Origin of the sequence: Paenibacillus cookii, assembly GCF_018333375.1 — a bacterium.
Classification (GTDB): Bacteria; Bacillota; Bacilli; order Paenibacillales; family Paenibacillaceae; genus Paenibacillus_AQ; species Paenibacillus_AQ cookii.
On record NZ_BORW01000003.1, the window covers coordinates 194,189 to 212,155 of the forward strand.

A 17,967-nucleotide genomic window follows, 5' to 3' on the forward strand; every position below is an offset into this window, starting at 1 on the left:
AAGTCGGCCGGCGGGGAAGGGAAATACCGATTTGCTATCCCTATCATGAGGAAAACTTATCATTGGGAAGATGCGGAATTCTTTTGGTATTGTTCATCCGCGAAATGAAGTTTATACCTGGGGGTTTTGCAAACTCATGACCTGATACATCGCAATTTATTTATTGCAAAATGCAAACTATGTATTACGATTTATGGGAAGAACCAAAAAAGACGAAGACGATACATAGATCAGGGATGGCCGATCATCCCGAACCGCACTGGAGGAAGATCCCGATGATTACCGATACATTAAAAGTGTTTGTGACGGTGGCCGAGCAGAGGAACTTCTCGCAGGCCGCCAAGCTGCTGAACTTGTCCCAGCCGGGCGTCAGCCTTCATATCCGCAACCTCGAAAACGAGCTGGGAGCCAAACTGATGCACCGTTCCCCGAAGCTCGTGAAGCTAACCGAGGCCGGAGAAATTTTATTTCTCAAGGCGCAGCAAATATTGGCTTTGTACGACGAAGCGAAGGAAGATATCCATATGCTCCGGGACGAAGTGACGGGTTCCCTTTCCATGGGAGCGAGTTTTACGATCGGCGAATACATTTTGCCGAGGGTGCTGGCGGAATATGCGCAGCTGTACCCGCTGGTGGACGTGCAGGTCCATATCAGCAATACGGGCAATATTTTGCAGGATATCCGCGCAGGCCGATTCCACATCGGCCTGGTCGAAGGCAAGGTGGATGCGAAAGACCTGAAGGTGACGGCTTTCATGAAAGACGAAATGGTGCTGATCGCCGCGCCGGACCACCCCATCGCTTCCGAAAAAAGCGTTGATTTCGGCCGGCTGCAAAATCAGGTATGGGTCATGCGGGAGACGGGTTCCGGCACGCGCGCCTACAGCGACAGGCTGATCCAGGACGGGGGGCTTGCCGTAAAACGCAGCTTCGTGTTCAACAGCAGCCAAGGGGTCAAGGAAGCGGTCGCTTGCGGGTTGGGCATCGCCCTTTTGTCGCGCTGGGTCGTCCGCAAGGAGCTGGAAAGCGGGGAACTGCAGGAAATTCCGATCCGGGGAACAAAAATCAGCCGGGATCTGTCCCTGCTGCAAAGCAAGGAAGAACCGGCTGTGATGGCGGTGCTGAAGTTTATTCAAACCTTAAAGCTGAACGTGAAGTCGCTTTACGCCGATTTTTGAGCTTCCTTCATCGTCAGCGCCTCCGCGCCTGCAGGCTGGCGGTAAGCAATAAAGTAGGCGCCGGCCACGAACGCGATGCCGCCGACCAGATTGCCGAGGAATACGGCGGCGAAGTTCGGGAAGTATTGGCTCCATGTCATTTGCCCGGCAAAAATGGCTGCCGGAATGACGAACATGTTGGCGACGACGTGCTGGAAGCCGATGGCGACGAAGGCCATGACCGGGAACCAGATGCCGGCGATTTTGCCCGCGAAGTCCTTTGCGCCGTAAGCGAGCCATACCGCAAGGCATACGAGCCAGTTGCAGCCGATGGCGGATACGAACGCTTGCGCAAAGCTGTCATGCACTTTCCCGGTGGCGATGGCCACCGTTTTAGCCAGGAAAGCGCCTTCGGTCAAACCGACGACATGGCCGAAAAAATAAGCGACGAATACCGCCCCGATAAAATTGGCGACCGTGACGAGAACCCAGTTTTTCAGCACGGCACCGAACCCGATTTTACGGGAAAACCAAGCCATCGGCAGCGTCATCATATTGCCCGTCAGCAATTCCCCGCCCGCGAGCACGGTCAAGATGAGCCCAACCGGGAACACCGCCGCTCCCAAAAAGCCCGCGACCGAACCCCATTCTTTCGGCGCCGTGCCGATGACGCGAATATCCAGCAGAAATCCCAAAGCAATAAAAGCCCCGGCCAAAAATCCAAGGACAAGCACCGAGGAGACGGGGATTTTGGCTTTCTTTTCCCCGTTTTCGGCCGCGATTTCCTTTATTTGTTGCGGTGTGTAAAACGACATGCTGCATACCTCCATACCATTTCGTTGAACTGAATATCATTTCGTTGTCCGAAAACGCTTACCAGAGCAGCGTTAACGGGAAAACCAAAAAAACCGCCACGAACCTTTCTTCTCGCCAGAACCGAAAAGAAAGATTTGTGCCGGTTAATCCTCCTACACGTAACCTATAGGAGCATCAATCACACGTCCAATCGTTCAAATAAAGCGGCTGCAATGCCTACAACCCCTTCATTTGCTTGACATAACACATGATAACATACGTTTTATTTTTGTCAACAATGTGAACTTCAAGATTTTTTGTCCTCTAAACGTTTTAGCCGCCGATCCGGGACATTTCCACCTTGGCCCCGTCGCGCTTCTGCCTGGCCTCGTCCCGCTCCAGGGAATAACGGTCATGGCGTCCTTCCCAGATCGAACCGATCTCCTTGGCGATCGTCTCGTCCGAAACGTCCGAACGCAGCAGCGTCCGCAGGTCATGCCCCTTCGTGGCAAACAGGCAGGTGTAGAACATGCCGTCCGCCGACAAGCGGCCTCTCGTGCAGGATTGGCAGAAGGCGTCGCTGACGGAGGAAATGATCCCAATCTCGCCTTTGCCGTCCGCAAAGCGGTAGCGGGAAGCCACTTCCCCCGCGTAATTGGGGGCGGCAGGCTCCAGCGGGAATTCCGCGCCGATCCGCTCCAGCATTTCCTTTTTGCTCACGACATGCTTCAAGTCCCAGCCGTTCGTGTTGCCGACGTCCATATATTCGATCATGCGCAAAATATGGCCTTTTTCGCGGAAATAGCGGACCATCGGCAGCAGGGCATGCTCATTGACGCCTTTTTGGACCACCATGTTCACTTTGACGGCCAAACCCGCATCCGCTGCCGCATCGATCCCTTCAAGCACCTGGCGCACGCTTGCTTTGCCGCCGTTCATGGCCATGAAGGTCTCGTCGTCCAGCGCGTCGAGGCTGACCGCCACCCGCATCAGCCCCTCCTCGCGCAGCTTCGCGGCTTGTTTGGCCAGAAGGCTTCCGTTGGTCGTCAGGGCGATATCCTGCACCCCTTCGATGGCGGCAATGCCGCGAATGATCTCCGGCAGCTCCTTGCGCAGGATCGGCTCGCCGCCCGTGATCCGCATTTTCCGCACGCCGAGCCGGGCGAAAATCCTGGCGATCCTTACCGTCTCGTCGACCGAAAGCACGGATTCCCGGGGCAGGAACGGATAATCCTTGCCGAATACCTCCTCCGGCATGCAGTAACGGCACCGGAAATTGCAGCGGTCCGTCACGGAAATCCGCAGGTCCCGGAGCGCTCGTTTGAAATAATCACTGGTTTCCATGATGCTCTCACTCCATTTCGCGTGCCAGGGGCAGCCGGACTTACGCGTCCGGCCGCTCTGCATCTGCCGTATTTGGGTTCGGCGCCGGCCGGCATTCGATGATGCGCTGCGGGTGCGTATACACGTTGCATGATTGTCCGCGCACGAAGCCGACCGTTGTAATGCCCAGATTCTCCGCCAATTCCAGCGCAAGCGCCGTCGGCGCCGATTTGGACAGGATGACGCCGCAGCCGATTTTGGCGACCTTAAGCAAAATTTCCGAGGAAATCCGCCCGCTGAACACGATGATTTTATCGTTCATGGGAATGTTCCGTCTGAGGCAGTAACCGTAAATTTTATCGAGCGCGTTATGGCGGCCGATGTCCATCCGGTCCAGCAAAATGCCCTGCCTGTCGCAAAGGGCAGCATTATGGACGCCTCCCGTTCGGCTGAACGTCTCCGATCCTTCCTGCATCTGCCGCACCAGCCTGAAAACGTCGTCAAAAGACAGCTCGACCGGTACGTCGTGCAGCCGCTTGGCGGTTTTGGCGTCGTTGAAAAAAACGAATCCCTGCCGGCTGGCGCCGCAGCAGGACGTGACGTAACGTTTGCTGTACAGCTGGCGGTGAAGCGGACTCCAGCGGCTGACGGTCGCGTGGACGAACCCTTCCTCCTCCTGCACCCATAACTCCTGCAATTCGTCGATGCCGGCAATGACGCCTTCGGACGCCAAGTAACCGACGGCCATATCCTCCATGTATTCGGGCGAACACACGAGCGTGGCGAATTCCTCGCCGTTGATTTTGATCGTGACGGGATGCTCGGCGACGACGAGATCGGATTTTTGCGCGATCCGGCCCTGCTCGAAGCGGATGATGCTCCCCCGTTCTTTCGTCACAGCATTCATGCCGGCCACTTCCTCACACTATATTTTTTTCGAACATGAACACGGAAATCGCCACGTCTTCATCGACCTTGATATCCGTGAACAGATGCACGAGCCGGGAGCCGCAAAGCTCTTCGAGCCCTTCGGGCACCTGGTCTTTGTACAAATCCTTGATCATGTGCGTTCTGGCGCTGTGCACCATCTTTTTGCCTTCCGGCGTCTGCGCGATAAACTTCTCGGTAGGGGTAAAATTCCCGTACATCCGGGTGATCGCCATGTTTTCGACGAAGGTCGTATGAATGCGTTCAGGCCCTTTGCCAAACGTGTCTTTCCGGACTTTCCGGATGATGTCGTTAAACGCAACTTCCTTTTTCATCCCTCAATCACCTCATCACAAGTTTAACACTATACTAAATCTTAGGGACATTGTACAGAATATTTCAACCTTGTTTTTTCGGGCGGAAGTAGTATAATCATGGCGAGACGTGAGTTTTTTCATTGCATGTTAATTTCATAACGGAATGATCAGTTTAGTAGGCCATTGCTAATCGGTTACTCCACTACAACCTGCCGCACCAGAACTAGCGGACCGGGTTTAGTGGAGTTTTTTGTTTGCGGAACTTTTGAGACAAAATTCTGCATGTTTTTGTATGCATATACAAGCGCCCGAAGTCTTCCGTTAACTCCAGGAAAAAATGTTGGGAAGAGAGGTTATTTTCGTGAGCAAACAAACGGTAAGCATTGCTTTGAACGGACAACAGGTCGAAGTCAAAGAAGGAATGACGGTGCTCGAAGCCATTAACCTGGCCGGCCTGTCGCATCCCCAAATCTGTTACGTTCCCGAGGTCGATCCGATCCAGACCTGCGATACGTGCATCGTCGAGATCAACGGCCGGCTGAAACGCGCCTGCTCGACCAAAGCCGAGGACGGCATGGACGTCCGGCTATCCTCGGAACGAGCAAAAGAAGCGCAAACCGAAGCGATGGACCGCATCCTCGAAAACCATTTGCTGTACTGCACGGTGTGCGACAACAACAACGGCAACTGCAAGCTGCACAACACGGCGGAAATGATGGAAATCGAGCATCAAAAATACCCTTACCGGCCGAAGGTCGACCCTTCCGAGGTCGATATGTCCCATCCGTTTTACCGGTATGACCCGAACCAGTGCATCGCCTGCGGACAATGCGTCGAGGTCTGCCAAAGCCTTCAGGTCAACGAGACGCTGTCGATCGATTGGGAAGCGGACATTCCGCGCGTCAAATGGGACGATGGCGTATCCATCAACGATTCCTCCTGCGTCAGCTGCGGACAATGCGTCACGATTTGCCCGTGCAACGCCTTGATGGAAAAATCGATGCTGGGCGAAGCCGGGTTCATGACCGCGATCGACAAGCCGATCCTCGATCCGATGATCGACCTGGTCAAAGAGGTGGAACCGGGATACAGCGGCATTTTCGCCATCTCCGAAATCGAGGCCGCGATGCGCGACACGAGAACGCGCAAAACGAAAACGGTATGCACGTTCTGCGGCGTCGGCTGCTCGTTCGAAGTGTGGACCAAAGGCCGCAAAATCCTGAAAATCCAGCCGTCCCATGACGCGCCGGTCAACGCGATTTCGACCTGCGTCAAAGGCAAATTCGGCTGGGATTTCGTCAACAGCGAAGAGCGCATCACGACGCCGCTCATCCGCCAAGGGGACGCTTTCGTGGAAGCGACCTGGGACGAAGCGTTGTCGCTCGTTGCGGAACGGCTCGGCGGGATCAAAAAAGAATACGGTTCCAATGCGCTCGGCTTCATCTCGTCCTCCAAAATCACGAACGAAGAAAATTACGTCATTCAAAAGCTGGCGCGCCAGGTGTTCGAAACGAACAATATCGACAACTGCTCCCGCTATTGCCAGTCGCCCGCCTCGGACGGCCTGATGTCCACCGTCGGCATCGGCGGCGATGCCGGATCGATCAAAGATATCGCTTCGGCCGGGCTGGTCATCCTGATCGGCTGCGCGCCGGCGGAAGGCCATCCCGTGCTGGCGACGCGGATCAAACGCGCCCACAAGCTGCATGGCCAGAAGCTGATCGTAGCCGATCTGCGCAAGCATGAAATGGCGGAACGCTCCGATTTGTTCATCCGTCCGAAACAAGGCACGGATTTCGTCTGGCTGAGCGCTGTCACGAAATACATGATCGACCAAGGCTGGCATGATGAAGCTTTCGTGCAGCAGCATGTGCATCAGTTCGGCGAATACAAGCAGCTGCTTGAGAAATTCACGCTGGAATTCGCGGAACAAGAAACCGGCATCTCCAAAGAGACGCTCATTTCGATCGCGACCATGATCCATGAAGCCGACGGAACCGCGATCTGCTGGGGCATGGGCGTTACCCAAAACGTTGCCGGTTCGCATACGTCCGCCGCGATTTCCAACCTGCTGCTGGCGACGGGCAACTACATGCGTCCGGGTGCCGGCGCGTATCCGCTCCGCGGACACAACAACGTGCAGGGCGCCTGCGACATGGGCACGCTTCCGCCATGGCTGCCGGGCTACCAGCATGTATCGAACGACGAAGCCCGCGGACGTTTCGAGCAGGCGTACGGCGTCAAAATTTCGCCGAAACCGGGCATGGACAACATTCAAATGCTTGACGCGGTGGAGCGCGGCGAGCTGAAAGGGATGTACCTGGTCGGGGAGGACATGGCTTGGGTGGATTCGAACGCCAACCATGTGCAGGATCTCCTCAGCAAACTCGACTTTTTTGTCGTGCAGGACGTGTTCCTGTCCCAAACCGCGCAGTTTGCCGATGTCATTTTGCCTGCCACCCCTTCCCTGGAGAAGGACGGCACCTTCACGAATACCGAACGCCGCGTCCAGCGTCTGTATCAGGCGCTCGAGCCGCTCGGCGACTCCAAGCCGGACTGGTGGATCACGACGCAAATCGCCAAACGCCTCGGCTTTGATTGGGGATACACCCACCCGAGCGAAATTTTCGCGGAAATGGCCAGCTTGACGCCGTTTTTCGCCAAAGCCAGCTACGAAGTGCTGGAAGGCTGGGGCAGCTTCACCTGGGGTTCGCCGACCGGCGAAGACACGCCGCTGCTGTATACCGACGGATTCCATTTCCCGGACAAAAAAGCGCGCTTCTCGCTGGTCGATTACATCCCGCCGGTGGAATTCCCGGCCGAATACGATCTCGTGCTGAACAACGGCCGCCTGCTGGAGCAGTTCCATGAAGGCAACATGACCAACAAATCGCATGGCATCAACGCGAAGCTGCCGGAGGTGTTCGTGGAAATTTCGCCGGAGCTTGCCGCACAGCGCGGCGTCGAAAGCGGATCGCTCGTGCGTCTCGAATCGCCGTACGGCGCGATCAAGCTGAAGGCCCTCGTGACGGACCGCGTGCACCGCAACGAAGTGTACGTTCCGATGCATTCCACCAGCCATGAGACGGCGGTCAACCTGCTGACGGGCGGTGCCGTCGACGTCCGCACGCATACGCCTGCCTACAAGCAGACGAGAGTCCGGATGCAAATCCTGAACGTCAAAGGAGCGAGCCCGCTGCCGCTCAGCAATCCGCGCAACAAAAAGCGGCATCCGCAAAACGGCGTCGAAGTGCACCGCAAATGGAGCCGTCCGGATTATGTTTCTCTTGTGGACTAAAGGAAGGGGGAACGAACATGGCCGAACCTATATCGTTTATCAAAAAGAAAGTTTTAACCGAAGAAGAAGTCAAACAGCAGTCTCTCGACCAGCTCAAGGACTCCCTGGCGGAGCATGAACAGGCGATCGACAAAGCGATCGACGTTCTCAGCGAGCTGTACGGCAGCGGCGTGCTGGAGGCGGCCGAGGCGCTTCTGAAAGCGAAAGCCAAGGTCGCCGAAATCGCCCTGCATCAATTGAAGCGTCCCGAAGTGACGAACATGATCAACAACGGGATGGCGGCGGCCGGAGCGTTGGCCCAGATCGACCCGGAACAGACCTCCAAGCTGCTCGGCAGCGTGGCCAAAGGGCTCGAGGAAGCAAGCAAGCCGCAGGACAAAAAGGTGACCGTATTTTCCCTGATGAGCGCCTTGAAGGATCCCGACGTCAACCGCGCCATCGGCTTCGGCCTGCGCTTCCTGAAAGGGATGGGCAAGGAGCTTGGCGATTAGACAGAGCTGAAATCGATTTGCAAGTTAAATAGAAAAAGAGCCTTCGACCGAATCGGAGGCTCTTTTTTGTTGCCGCGTATAAAAACATACCCCGGAGCAGCGGACTCCAGGGCACAAGAAATATATTTATAAAAGGGGTATGGCTTCATTATAGAAGCCGATTCTTAAAATTAGATGAAAATAACCTTCAAGTTTCCTTAAAATTTTATGACGGAAGGCCTAACATCTCATCGGCACCGGCCGCCGCCCGCTGAACGAGTTCCGCCAGTTTGACGGATTTCCCTTCGTGAAGCCGCGATTCCTCCGCGGCAAACGCGATCAAATGGCTCCGCAGCGAAGCCGTCGCCGAAGTGAGCGCCGCGCCGGAGCCGTCCCCGTGCTCCCGCACCTGGCGAAGGAAATCCGCGACCATCCGATCGTCTCCCCCGCCGTGGCCGTCCCCGGCAACGCCGCAATGGAACACGATCTTCTCCCCGCCGGCAAAGCGGCGAAGCGTATAGGTTCCTTCCTCCATGTCGCCGTAGATCTCTCCTTTCGTGCCCATGATCCGTACGCTGCGCACTTCCCTTTCGGTAAAGCCCGACAGCGTAAACGTCGCGTTGGCCCCGCCCGCGAACTCCATGTTGACGACCTGGTGGTCGACAACGTTGTTATCGCAGCGGTAAACGCAGCGCCCGAACGGCCCCTCCTTTAAAGCCTTCATGATCCCTTCGGGGGACAGGTCATGAGTAATGTACCGCGCCCATGGATGTTCCGGAGGCTGGTTATACAGCTTCAGCGCCGAGAACGGGCACTCCTTTTCCACCCGGCAGCCGTCCGTGCACCGGTCGGTCGAACCGGCGGGCGCATGCTCCTTGCGGAAATGCAGCAGCGATCCGAAGGAGCTGACGCTGGTGCACGGCTGGTCGATCAGCCAGGAAATGATGTCCAGGTCATGGCAGGACTTGGCCAGAATCATCGGGCTCGTTTCGGCCGAATTCCGCCAGTTGCCGCGCACGTAGCTGTGCGTCATATGCCGGTAGCCGACGAATTCCGCATGCTGGATCGTCGCGACGGCGCCGATTTCCCCGGCTTCGATGCAGCGCTTGATGCCGGACCAAAACGGCGAATAGCGCAGCACGTGGCTGACCGTCAGCACCCGCTTGCGGGCGATGGCCGCCTGCTCGATCCGGATGCATTCTTCAGGCACGGGCGACATCGGCTTCTCCAGCAAAATATGATAACCCAGTTCAAGCGCCTTCATCGCCGGCTCAAAATGCAGGTGGTCCAGCGTGCTGATGATCATGACGTCCGCGATCCGCCCGTTTTCGAAAGCATGCTCCCATGACGCATAAACGTTTTCGGGCGCGATACCATGGATTTCCGCGATTCGCCGCCGGCGCTCCTCGTGTGGCTCCGCGACCGCTACGATTTTTAACTCCTCCGGATGTTTCTCGGCATAAGGCCCGTAAATATACCGTCCCCGGCTCCCTGCTCCAAGCAATACGGCTGTTAATGTCTTCACGCGGGTTCCTCCTCGTTATGGTGATGCAATGCCCTGATTGTACGCCACCATGCGCAAGGCCCGAAAGAGACATTTCCGTACATTCATATACTATTGTTGACTTCCCTTGCCTGGCGCTGCAGACGGTATTCCTGGGGCGTCGCCTGGTTCTGCTTTTTGAAAAAGCGGATGAACGCCAAAGCCGAATTGTAGCCGAGCTCCCCCGCGATTTCGCCCACTTTCATCGTGCTGTTCAGCAGCCATTCCTTGGCTTTCAGGTTGCGGTATTCGTTGATATAGTCGGACAAGCCGATTCCCGTCAGCTGCTTATACAACCGCGAAAGATAGGAAGGGTTGAGCCCGACATGCTCCGCGATCGCAATCAGCGAAATGTCGCGCGCCAAATGCTCCTCGATGTAACGGTGCACCCGTTTGACCAGATCGCTTGGCACTTCCTCGCCCTGCTCCTCCCGCTTCGCAAAATAACAGTCGGCCAAATTCCAAAAATACTGCTTGACGTCCGGCCAGGCGATGCCTTCATCCTTCCGGTAGAGCAGCATCGTGTCCAGGGTTTTTGACGCTTCCTGCTTGAACTCTTCATTCTGGTCCATCATCGACAGAAACATCGCCGCCATCGAGTGATACAACTCCATCTTGCGTCCATAGGCATGGGCATCGTCGGTCCAGACGGACGTCAGATGAAGATACAGCTTGTTGAACTCTTCCCGGTGCTTGTTTTCGAGACAGCGCTGGAGGAGCTGCAGCCGGGCATGGTGGCAGTAATCGTTTTTGCCTTCCCCGCCTTCCTGCATCTTCAGCAAGTCCACGTCGGAGACGATGACGGAAGGGGACAGGCCGAGTCCGTAGACGAAACAATATTTCAGCAAATGGAAGCGCTCCGAGATGGAAGGCAGCGCCGTCGGCTCGCTGCTGATCGCAAAAGATACCCACACGCGCAGCAGGCGCCGGCAGGTCTGCTGAATGGTGTCCAGCAACCCGCTGATATGGCCGTACCCCGCCTTCCAGGCATCCGGCTCCCCGGCGCCTTCCTCCTCCCAAGGCTGCAGCAGCCATATGATGCGGGAGTTTTCGTAAACGCAGGAATAACATGTCATGCCGGCTCCGGCGTATTCTTTCGCAATGTTTTGAATGCCGTAAAGCAGCAGCGCTTTGTCCATGGGCGTATACGATTCCTTCCACGTATCCACCCTTCCAAGCAGCAGCAGGACGGGCCGGTCCGCCCGAAGCAAAATGCCAAGCTCCTCGAAATGGCGCGCAAGCTCCTCGGGAGTCTCCTGCTTGCCTTGAAGCAGGTCCCAGATATACTCTTTTTGGAGCAGGGGGAGCGCCTCGCGCATCCGCCTGTTGGCCCGCTCCAGCATCCGAAGGTGTTTTCCCTCCTCCTCCAGCTTTTCGAGGGCCCGCTCCACGGAAGCGATGATCTTGTCGTCGCTTTCCACCTTCAGGATATAATCGAACCCTCCGTAAGCCATCGCGCTCCGGATATAATGAAAGTCGTTGTATCCCGTCAGGAAAATCACCTTGCAGGCAGGCCAATCGGCCTGAATGATCTGCAGCAGCTCGATGCCTTCCAATCCGGGCATTTTAATGTCGGAAATGACGATGTCGACCGGCCCCTCCCGCATCAACCGGAGCGCTTCTTCGCCCGAATACGCTTTCAACACGTCGAGCTCCAAATGCTCCGTCGATTGGAACAATTCCAACAAACCGTCAACGATGATCGGCAAATCGTCTACGATCAAAAGCCTACGCATAACCGATTCCTCCTTATTCCATGCCAAGATGTATAAGCACCTTCAGTCCGCCCAGCGAAGATCGTGATACTTCAAGCCCGTATTCCTTTCCGTAATGAAGCTGAATTCGCCGATGCACGTTGATCAGCCCCGTCGTTTCATCCATGCGGTCCCCGGCATGGGCCAACCGGATCCGCAGTTGTTCCAGCTTCTCCTCGTCTAGGCTGTTTCCGTTATCCTCGACGCAGATCGTGAATCGGTCTTTCCCCTGCTCGCTGTAAACGCGGAGATCGCCTCTGCCCGCCATCCCGCCGATGCCATGTTTATAGGCGTTTTCGATAATCGGCTGGAGAATGAGGCGCGGAACCCGCAGCGGAAGCGCCGCTGCTTCGAAACGGACCTGGATGCGATCGCCGTAGCAAACGGTTTGCATGTCGACGTAAGTGCGCGAATGCTGGATCTCGAGCTCAAGCGGAATAATATCTTCGTCATCCTGTGTAATAAATTGGAAATATTCACCGATATAAAGGCAAAACTGGTAAGCTTTCTCCTTTTTGTCGGACTTGATCAGCCTGCACAGCACAAAAAAACAGTTGTACAAAAAATGCGGATTGATCTGCGATTGCAGCCGCTTCAGCTCCGAGCGCTGATTCCGGATCTGCTGCTCGTAATTTTGCTCGATCAGCGTCTTCAGCGAATGGACCGTGTCGTTGAAGGCCTGGTACAAATAACCGAATTCGTCCCGCCTTCGATCGATGGTCAGCGGGATAAGCTCCAGCTTTTGCACCCGTTTGAAACCGTGGATCAGCCTCATTAACGGACGGTACATCAGCTTGATAAGCGAATAGGAGAAAAACGCCCCTACCCCGACCGCAAGGCCGCATGCCCATAAAAACCATCGTCTGTACGTCTGGATCGGTCCGAGTACCGCCGATTCGGGAATGCAGGTGACGGAATAGGACTTCCACACGTCGGAGTATTTAAAAACGGTAAGGTAACGCCCGTCGTTGAACCGGACCATCTCATAACCCTGCTTGGTTCCTTTCGACTGCTTCTGAAAAATAAAGTCTTTGAGCGCATCCTGCAGTTCGGGTTTTTCGTCGCTGCCGATCACCCAGCCCCGCTCCACGTTCAGGAGCATGCTTTCGCCGCCGGGCGAACCCGCGATTTGCTGCAGCGCTTCCTTGATTTTGGCCGTGGATAATTCGATGCCCACCATATATAAAGGATCCCGGAACGTGTTCGTAGGGTAGGACATCGTGAGGAACAAGCGGTCGTTCCAATAGACGAACGGCTCGACGTAAAACGGCCCGTCATGCTGCATCGCCGCGTATTCCGCTTCATTGATCCCCGTCTCGTATTTCACGCTGAGCAGCGTGCGCCCGATCATCGGCACGTAGGCCTTGGATTCCCGAATGAACGGGCTCGAGTTTTTCATCAGGTCGAGGCGTTTTTGGATCAGCGTGATGCTTTGGGCTCGCTCGTAATCCGTCATATTCGTCCCGATGGCCGCAAGCTCCATCAAATCGTTGTCCATGACGTAATTGGGCAAATACTGCATGATGCGCTCAACCTCTTTATCGAGCGAATCGAGGTAAAAGCCGGCCGTATTCAAGGTGGAGCGGGAAATTTCCGTCTGGATGCTGCTCGCCCCCCGCTCGTTGATAAACCAGGTAACCATCATGAGGGGGAGCAGAACGATCAGGAACACCGCCATCATTTTCATAAAAATCGAGGAATCTTTCATTCGGAATAACAGCTTCATCGGTTGTCCCCCGTTAGTTGAGATTGCCGGAACTATTATTCTTTGACGCTCCCCATCACAATTCCTTTAATGAAAAACCTTTGAAGCACCGGATAGATGACCAGGATCGGGAAAGCGGCGACGAAAATTTGCGCGGCCTTGCTCGTCCGGTCGGACAGCTTCTGCATCAGCTCGATGTCCTGGGACTTCAAGAAGCGGAGGTCCATTTTGATGATAATCGATTGCAAAAAAGTTTGCAGCGGATAATGGTCGGGATGGTTCATGAGAATCATGCCGTCGAACCAGCTGTTCCAATGCCAGACGATCGTGAACAGCCCGGTGGTGGCCAGTGCGGGAAGCGACAGCGGCGCATAGATTTTCCACAGCGTCGTGAAGTGGCCCGCGCCGTCGATTCGGGACGACTCCTCCAATTCCTTCGGCAGGTTGCGGTAGAAATTCAGCAGCAAAATGATATTAAACACCTGCACCGCGCCCGGCAGCACCAGCGCCCAGATCGAATCGATGAGGCCCACGGCTTTGATCGTCATGTACCACGGAATTAATCCGCCGTTGAACAGGATCGTAAACACGAAAATCCAGGCGTAAAAGGTGCGCATCCCGAATTGATGCGTTTCTTTGGAGAGCGGGTACGCCGTCAGAATGGTCAGGAACATGCTGATCGCCGTGCCCAGCACGACCCGCTGAATCGTAACCCAAAACGCCCGCAGGTATTCGGGTTTGCCGAATACGTTCTGGTAAGCCGCCGGCGTGAATTCCACGGGCCAGAGAAGCACCTTGCCGGCCGAAGCGGCCGAACCCGAGCTGAACGAAATGGACAAAATATGAAGGATCGGCATGAGGCACATCAGCGACAGCAGCGCGAGAAAAACGAGGTTGCAGCCCAGAAACAGCCGTCTGCCCAATGACTTTTTCATAAGTATGACTGTTCTCCTTTTCTAGAAAATGCGGTAATTGGCGAAGCGGTAAGCCATGACGTACGATACCGAGATCAGGATGAAGGACACGACCGATTTGAGCAGTCCGACGGCGGTCGCAAACCCGTATTGCGCCTGCTCGATCCCCATCCGGTACACGAAGGTGTCGATCACGTCCCCGCTTTCGTACACTTGCGGGCTGTACAGGTTGAAAATTTGATCGAAACCTGCGTTCAGCACGTTGCCGATATTCAGCGTCAGCATCAGTATGATGATCGGCATCATGCCGGGCAGCGTAACGTTTATGGTCTGTTTCCAGCGTCCCGCCCCGTCGATTTCGGCTGCTTCATAAAGCGACGGATTGATGTTCGTCAGCGCCGCCAGGTAAATGATCGTGCCGAAGCCGAACTCCTTCCACACATCGGTAATGACCATCACGTAAGGAAACCATTTGTTGTCCCCGAGGAAAAAAATCGGCTTGGCGCCGAACAGCCCCAAAATTTGATTGATAATGCCCGTCGACGGGGACAACACGTCGATGATGATCCCGCTCAGCAGGACCCAGGACAAAAAATGCGGCAAATAGACCATCGTTTGGAACGTACGCTTCATCCATTCCTGGCGCAGCTCGTTCAGCAAAATCGCGATCGTGATCGGCACGACAAGCCCCGCGATGATTTTCATCGTCGCGATATACAGGGTATTAAACACGATCCGGCCGATATCCGGGTAATCGAGCAAATACTTAAAATGCTTCAAACCCACCATCGGGGAGCCGAACAGGCCTTTGGTCGGGATGTATTTCTGAAATGCCATCAGGACGCCGGCCATCGGGATGTAACTGAATAGGACAAGGAAAATCAATGCGGGAACCACCATGAAATGCAGCGGCCATTCGCGCTTCCATCTGCGTGCGAGTTGATTCATACATGCGTCACCTGCTTCAAGTCGAATTAGAAAAAGGGGGGAATCGATTTCCGATTCCCCGCGAATGATCTTACCGTCGTCGTTGTCGAATTGATTGACTCCTTCAAGCTTCCAAGCCGATTACTTGTTTTTCGCGTACCACTCGTTGACTTCTTTCGTGATGTCATCGCCGCCAAGCTTTTTCCACTCTTCGACGAACTTGTCGAATTCGTCGATCGGCACTTGGTTCATAATGATTTTCAGGAAAATTTCGTCGCGCTTGCGGTTCGAAATTTCCCGTTTTTCCACCATCGTCGGCGTCGGCGCGCCGTAGAACTTGTTCTGATGGAAGAGATTATGCTCCTTGAGGTACGGGATGTTTGATACCGCTCCTTTAGGTCCGGAAATCAGATATTCCCACCACATGCTGATATCTTCGCCGTTGACGTATTTCATCGCGCGCTCGAAGCGCGTTTTTTGGTCCTTCGTTTTCGGCAAGCCGGCATCCTTCGTTTCGATCGCTTTCGGCAGCACGTCGCCGTTGTCGCTCGTCAGGTTGAACGCCATGACCGGATTCAGCAGCCAGTAGTTGTTCCCTTTTTCCTTCAGATCTTTACCAAATTCATACACCTTTTGCTCCGGAGTCGTTTGATGATTGTCTATAGCGATCCACTGATTCAGCAGCTTGATCAGCGCTTCCGGATGTTTGGCCTTTTTGGATACGACGTAATAGCTGTTCGTGCCAAGCTCGATCTGCGTGGAAGCTTCCGTGCCGTCAATGGAAGGTAAGCGGTATACGCTCCATTCCTGAACGACTTTCCCGTCTTTGACGGCGCCTTGGGCCAGATGGGCCGGCGTCCATTCCGCGCCGTACAGCACGCCGATTTTGTTGCTGAAGATCAGTTCGGACTCCTTTTGCATATCCTTGACGGCGAATTCCGGATCGATCAGGCCTTTTTTGAACATGTCCTGCAGGCCGCGCAGCGCTTCCTTCATCTGGGGCTGGATGTCGCTGTACATCAATCCGCCGTTTCCGTCGTCGATCCATTGGTTCAAATACGCATGGTAGCCGTTCAGGAAACCGACCAGTCCCAGCGCGCCCTCGTCGAATTTTTTGTTCAGGGCGATGCCGTAGGATTTTCCCGTACCGCCCGGATCTTTGGTCGCGAAAGCTTCCATGATGTTCATCAAATCCTGCATCGTCTTCGGTTCAGGCAGGTTCAGCTTTTTGAGCCAGTCCGAACGCACCCATACGAGCTGCGGAGCAAACGGGTTGCCCGTCTGCGGGATCGCCATCAGCTTGCCGTCGAAGGTGCCGGACTTCATCTGCAGGCCGCCGTCCTTTTGCATGAACTCCTTCGTTTCGTCGCTGGCGTATTGATCGTATACGCTCGTCAGATCCTGGATCATGTCCGCCTCGATCAGCTGCTGCACTTGAGCCGGGGTCGCCGGGAAGAAATCGGGAATGTCGTTGGTGGTGATGGCCATCTTCAGCTTTTCCTGGAACTGCGGCCGGTCCACGGTGCCGTCGACGACCCATTGGTTTTTGATGCGGACGCCGATGTCTTTTTCATACGCGTCGTACACGGCGTTTTTGTCGAAATTCTCCCCTTCGTCAAACTTCAGATACGGGTCTTGCGCGCGCACGGTCGAAATTTCGATGACTCCGCCTTCCTTGGCAGCCGCCGGCTGCCCGGCCGCTTTTGGCTCCGCCGATCCGGTATCCGCCGTTTTGCTGCTGCAGGCCGTGACGCCCAGGCTCAGGATCAGCGTCAGCGCCAGCCCGATTTTACGTATTTTTTGCACAAATGACCCTCCCATGTTTGGAATTACCGATTTTGTTGAAATCCCTTGATGATGCCTTTCATGATTGTTTCTATCCTTATTATAGGTAGCGCCGCCGGGCAGGGGCTATATACCGGTCTTTACTTCCGTATACAACTGTTGCTGGCCGGAGGGCCCCGGCAGGATATTATTTCAAAAGCAGGCCATGATAAGGGAAGAAAAATACTGATATCCATGTCTGCAAAGGAGCGTTTAACGTATGAAACTATCCGGCAAATCGGCCATTGTTACCGGCGGCGCCAGCGGGATCGGCCAGGCGACGTCGAGATTGTTCGCGGAGGAAGGCGCCAGCGTCGTGATCGCCGATTTTTCCGAAGCGGGGGAAGAACATGCCAAGCGGCTGCGGGACGACGGCCATCAGGCCATCTTCTTCAAGGTCGACGTCACGAAGGAAGACCAGATCCAGGAGCTCATCGAGCACACGGTGCACGCCTTCGGCAAGCTGGACATCATGTTCGCGAATGCCGGCGTCGCCAATGACGATCCCGCCGACCGGCTATCGCTGGAAAAGTGGCAGAAGACGATCGACGTCAATTTGACGGGCGTTTTTCTCTCCGACAAATATGCTCTCATTCAAATGCTGAAGCAGGGAACCGGCGGCGCGATCGTCAACACCGCCTCCATACACGGCCATGCCGCGAAAGCTGGGGTCACCGCCTACGGCTCGTCGAAAGGCGGCGTGGTCATGCTGACCCAAACCCTCGGCATCCAATATGCCTCCAGAGGTATCCGCGTCAACGCGGTATGCCCCGGCTATATCGAAACGCCGCTGCTTAAAGTGCTGCCGCCGGAGGAGAAGCAGAAGCTGGTCGATCTGCATCCGATCGGCCGTCTCGGAACGCCGGAAGAGGTGGCCAAAGCCGTCCTGTTCCTTGCCAGCGACGACGCCTCGTTCGTAACGGGCGCCAGCCTGCTGGTGGACGGCGGATATACCGCCCAATAAACGAATAAAAGCGCCGGGAATCGGTCGATTCCCGGCGCTCTTTCATGTT

General features: G+C 55.3%; 14 protein-coding genes. 4 read left to right on the forward strand and 10 right to left on the reverse strand.

The window, feature by feature from the left end; translation table 11 throughout:
• Positions 1–275: 275 nt before the first annotated feature.
• Positions 276–1,178 carry a LysR family transcriptional regulator gene (locus KI367_RS05555; RefSeq protein ID WP_212948233.1) on the forward strand — a complete coding sequence of 301 codons (903 nt, stop codon included), beginning with the start codon at positions 276–278 and terminating at the stop codon, positions 1,176–1,178.
• Here KI367_RS05555 and KI367_RS05560 read toward each other — a convergent pair.
• The 4 genes from KI367_RS05560 to KI367_RS05575 form a co-directional block, all read right to left on the reverse strand.
• Complete coding sequence (locus KI367_RS05560; protein WP_036710946.1) at positions 1,163–1,972, reverse strand: formate/nitrite transporter family protein; 810 nt, start codon at positions 1,970–1,972, stop codon at positions 1,163–1,165. The genes KI367_RS05555 and KI367_RS05560 overlap by 16 nt on opposite strands.
• 313 nt (positions 1,973–2,285) lie before the next feature.
• On the reverse strand, positions 2,286–3,296 hold the full coding sequence (moaA, locus tag KI367_RS05565) for a GTP 3',8-cyclase MoaA (protein ID WP_246536660.1): 1,011 nt from the start codon (positions 3,294–3,296) through the stop codon (positions 2,286–2,288).
• 40 nt (positions 3,297–3,336) lie between these two features.
• Positions 3,337–4,182, reverse strand: a complete 846-nt coding sequence (gene fdhD, locus KI367_RS05570) for a formate dehydrogenase accessory sulfurtransferase FdhD (protein ID WP_212948236.1) — start codon at positions 4,180–4,182, stop codon at positions 3,337–3,339.
• A 13-nt stretch (positions 4,183–4,195) separates the two neighbouring features.
• Entirely contained in the window at positions 4,196–4,537 is a 342-nt protein-coding gene (locus KI367_RS05575) for a Na-translocating system protein MpsC family protein (protein ID WP_036710948.1), read from the reverse strand.
• A 364-nt stretch (positions 4,538–4,901) separates the two neighbouring features.
• Between KI367_RS05575 and fdhF the strand changes: the two genes are divergently transcribed.
• Positions 4,902–7,817 (forward strand): formate dehydrogenase subunit alpha, encoded by a 2,916-nt coding sequence (fdhF, locus tag KI367_RS05580; protein WP_373316206.1) that lies wholly within the window; start codon positions 4,902–4,904, stop codon positions 7,815–7,817.
• Positions 7,818–7,834: 17 nt separating this feature from the next.
• Positions 7,835–8,308 (forward strand): helical membrane plugin domain-containing protein, encoded by a 474-nt coding sequence (locus KI367_RS05585; protein ID WP_036710951.1) that lies wholly within the window; start codon positions 7,835–7,837, stop codon positions 8,306–8,308.
• Positions 8,309–8,513: 205 nt separating this feature from the next.
• Here the strand turns inward: KI367_RS05585 and KI367_RS05590 are convergent, their stop codons facing one another.
• The 6 genes from KI367_RS05590 to KI367_RS05615 all read right to left on the reverse strand — a co-directional run bounded on the left by KI367_RS05590 (position 8,514) and on the right by KI367_RS05615 (position 16,936).
• The gene (locus KI367_RS05590; protein ID WP_212948239.1) at positions 8,514–9,812 is read right to left on the reverse strand and encodes a Gfo/Idh/MocA family protein; all 1,299 of its coding nucleotides are present in this window, start codon (positions 9,810–9,812) and stop codon (positions 8,514–8,516) included.
• Positions 9,813–9,895: 83 nt separating this feature from the next.
• A complete protein-coding gene (locus KI367_RS05595) occupies positions 9,896–11,566 on the reverse strand; it encodes a response regulator transcription factor (protein WP_212948246.1) in 1,671 nt (556 codons plus the stop codon).
• Between the two features lie 13 nt (positions 11,567–11,579).
• Positions 11,580–13,310, reverse strand: coding sequence for a sensor histidine kinase (locus KI367_RS05600; RefSeq protein WP_212948248.1), 1,731 nt, complete (start codon positions 13,308–13,310; stop codon positions 11,580–11,582).
• Between the two features lie 35 nt (positions 13,311–13,345).
• Entirely contained in the window at positions 13,346–14,224 is an 879-nt protein-coding gene (locus tag KI367_RS05605; protein WP_036715606.1) for a carbohydrate ABC transporter permease, read from the reverse strand.
• Between the two features lie 21 nt (positions 14,225–14,245).
• Positions 14,246–15,151 carry an ABC transporter permease gene (locus KI367_RS05610; protein WP_036715603.1) on the reverse strand — a complete coding sequence of 302 codons (906 nt, stop codon included), beginning with the start codon at positions 15,149–15,151 and terminating at the stop codon, positions 14,246–14,248.
• A 120-nt stretch (positions 15,152–15,271) separates the two neighbouring features.
• Positions 15,272–16,936: an extracellular solute-binding protein gene (locus KI367_RS05615; protein WP_212948250.1), complete on the reverse strand. Its 1,665-nt coding sequence runs from the start codon at positions 16,934–16,936 to the stop codon at positions 15,272–15,274.
• A gap of 238 nt (positions 16,937–17,174) precedes the next feature.
• On the opposite strand from KI367_RS05615, the gene KI367_RS05620 reads away from it, so the two are divergent.
• Positions 17,175–17,918: an SDR family NAD(P)-dependent oxidoreductase gene (locus tag KI367_RS05620; RefSeq protein ID WP_212948252.1), complete on the forward strand. Its 744-nt coding sequence runs from the start codon at positions 17,175–17,177 to the stop codon at positions 17,916–17,918.
• Positions 17,919–17,967 lie beyond the last annotated feature (49 nt).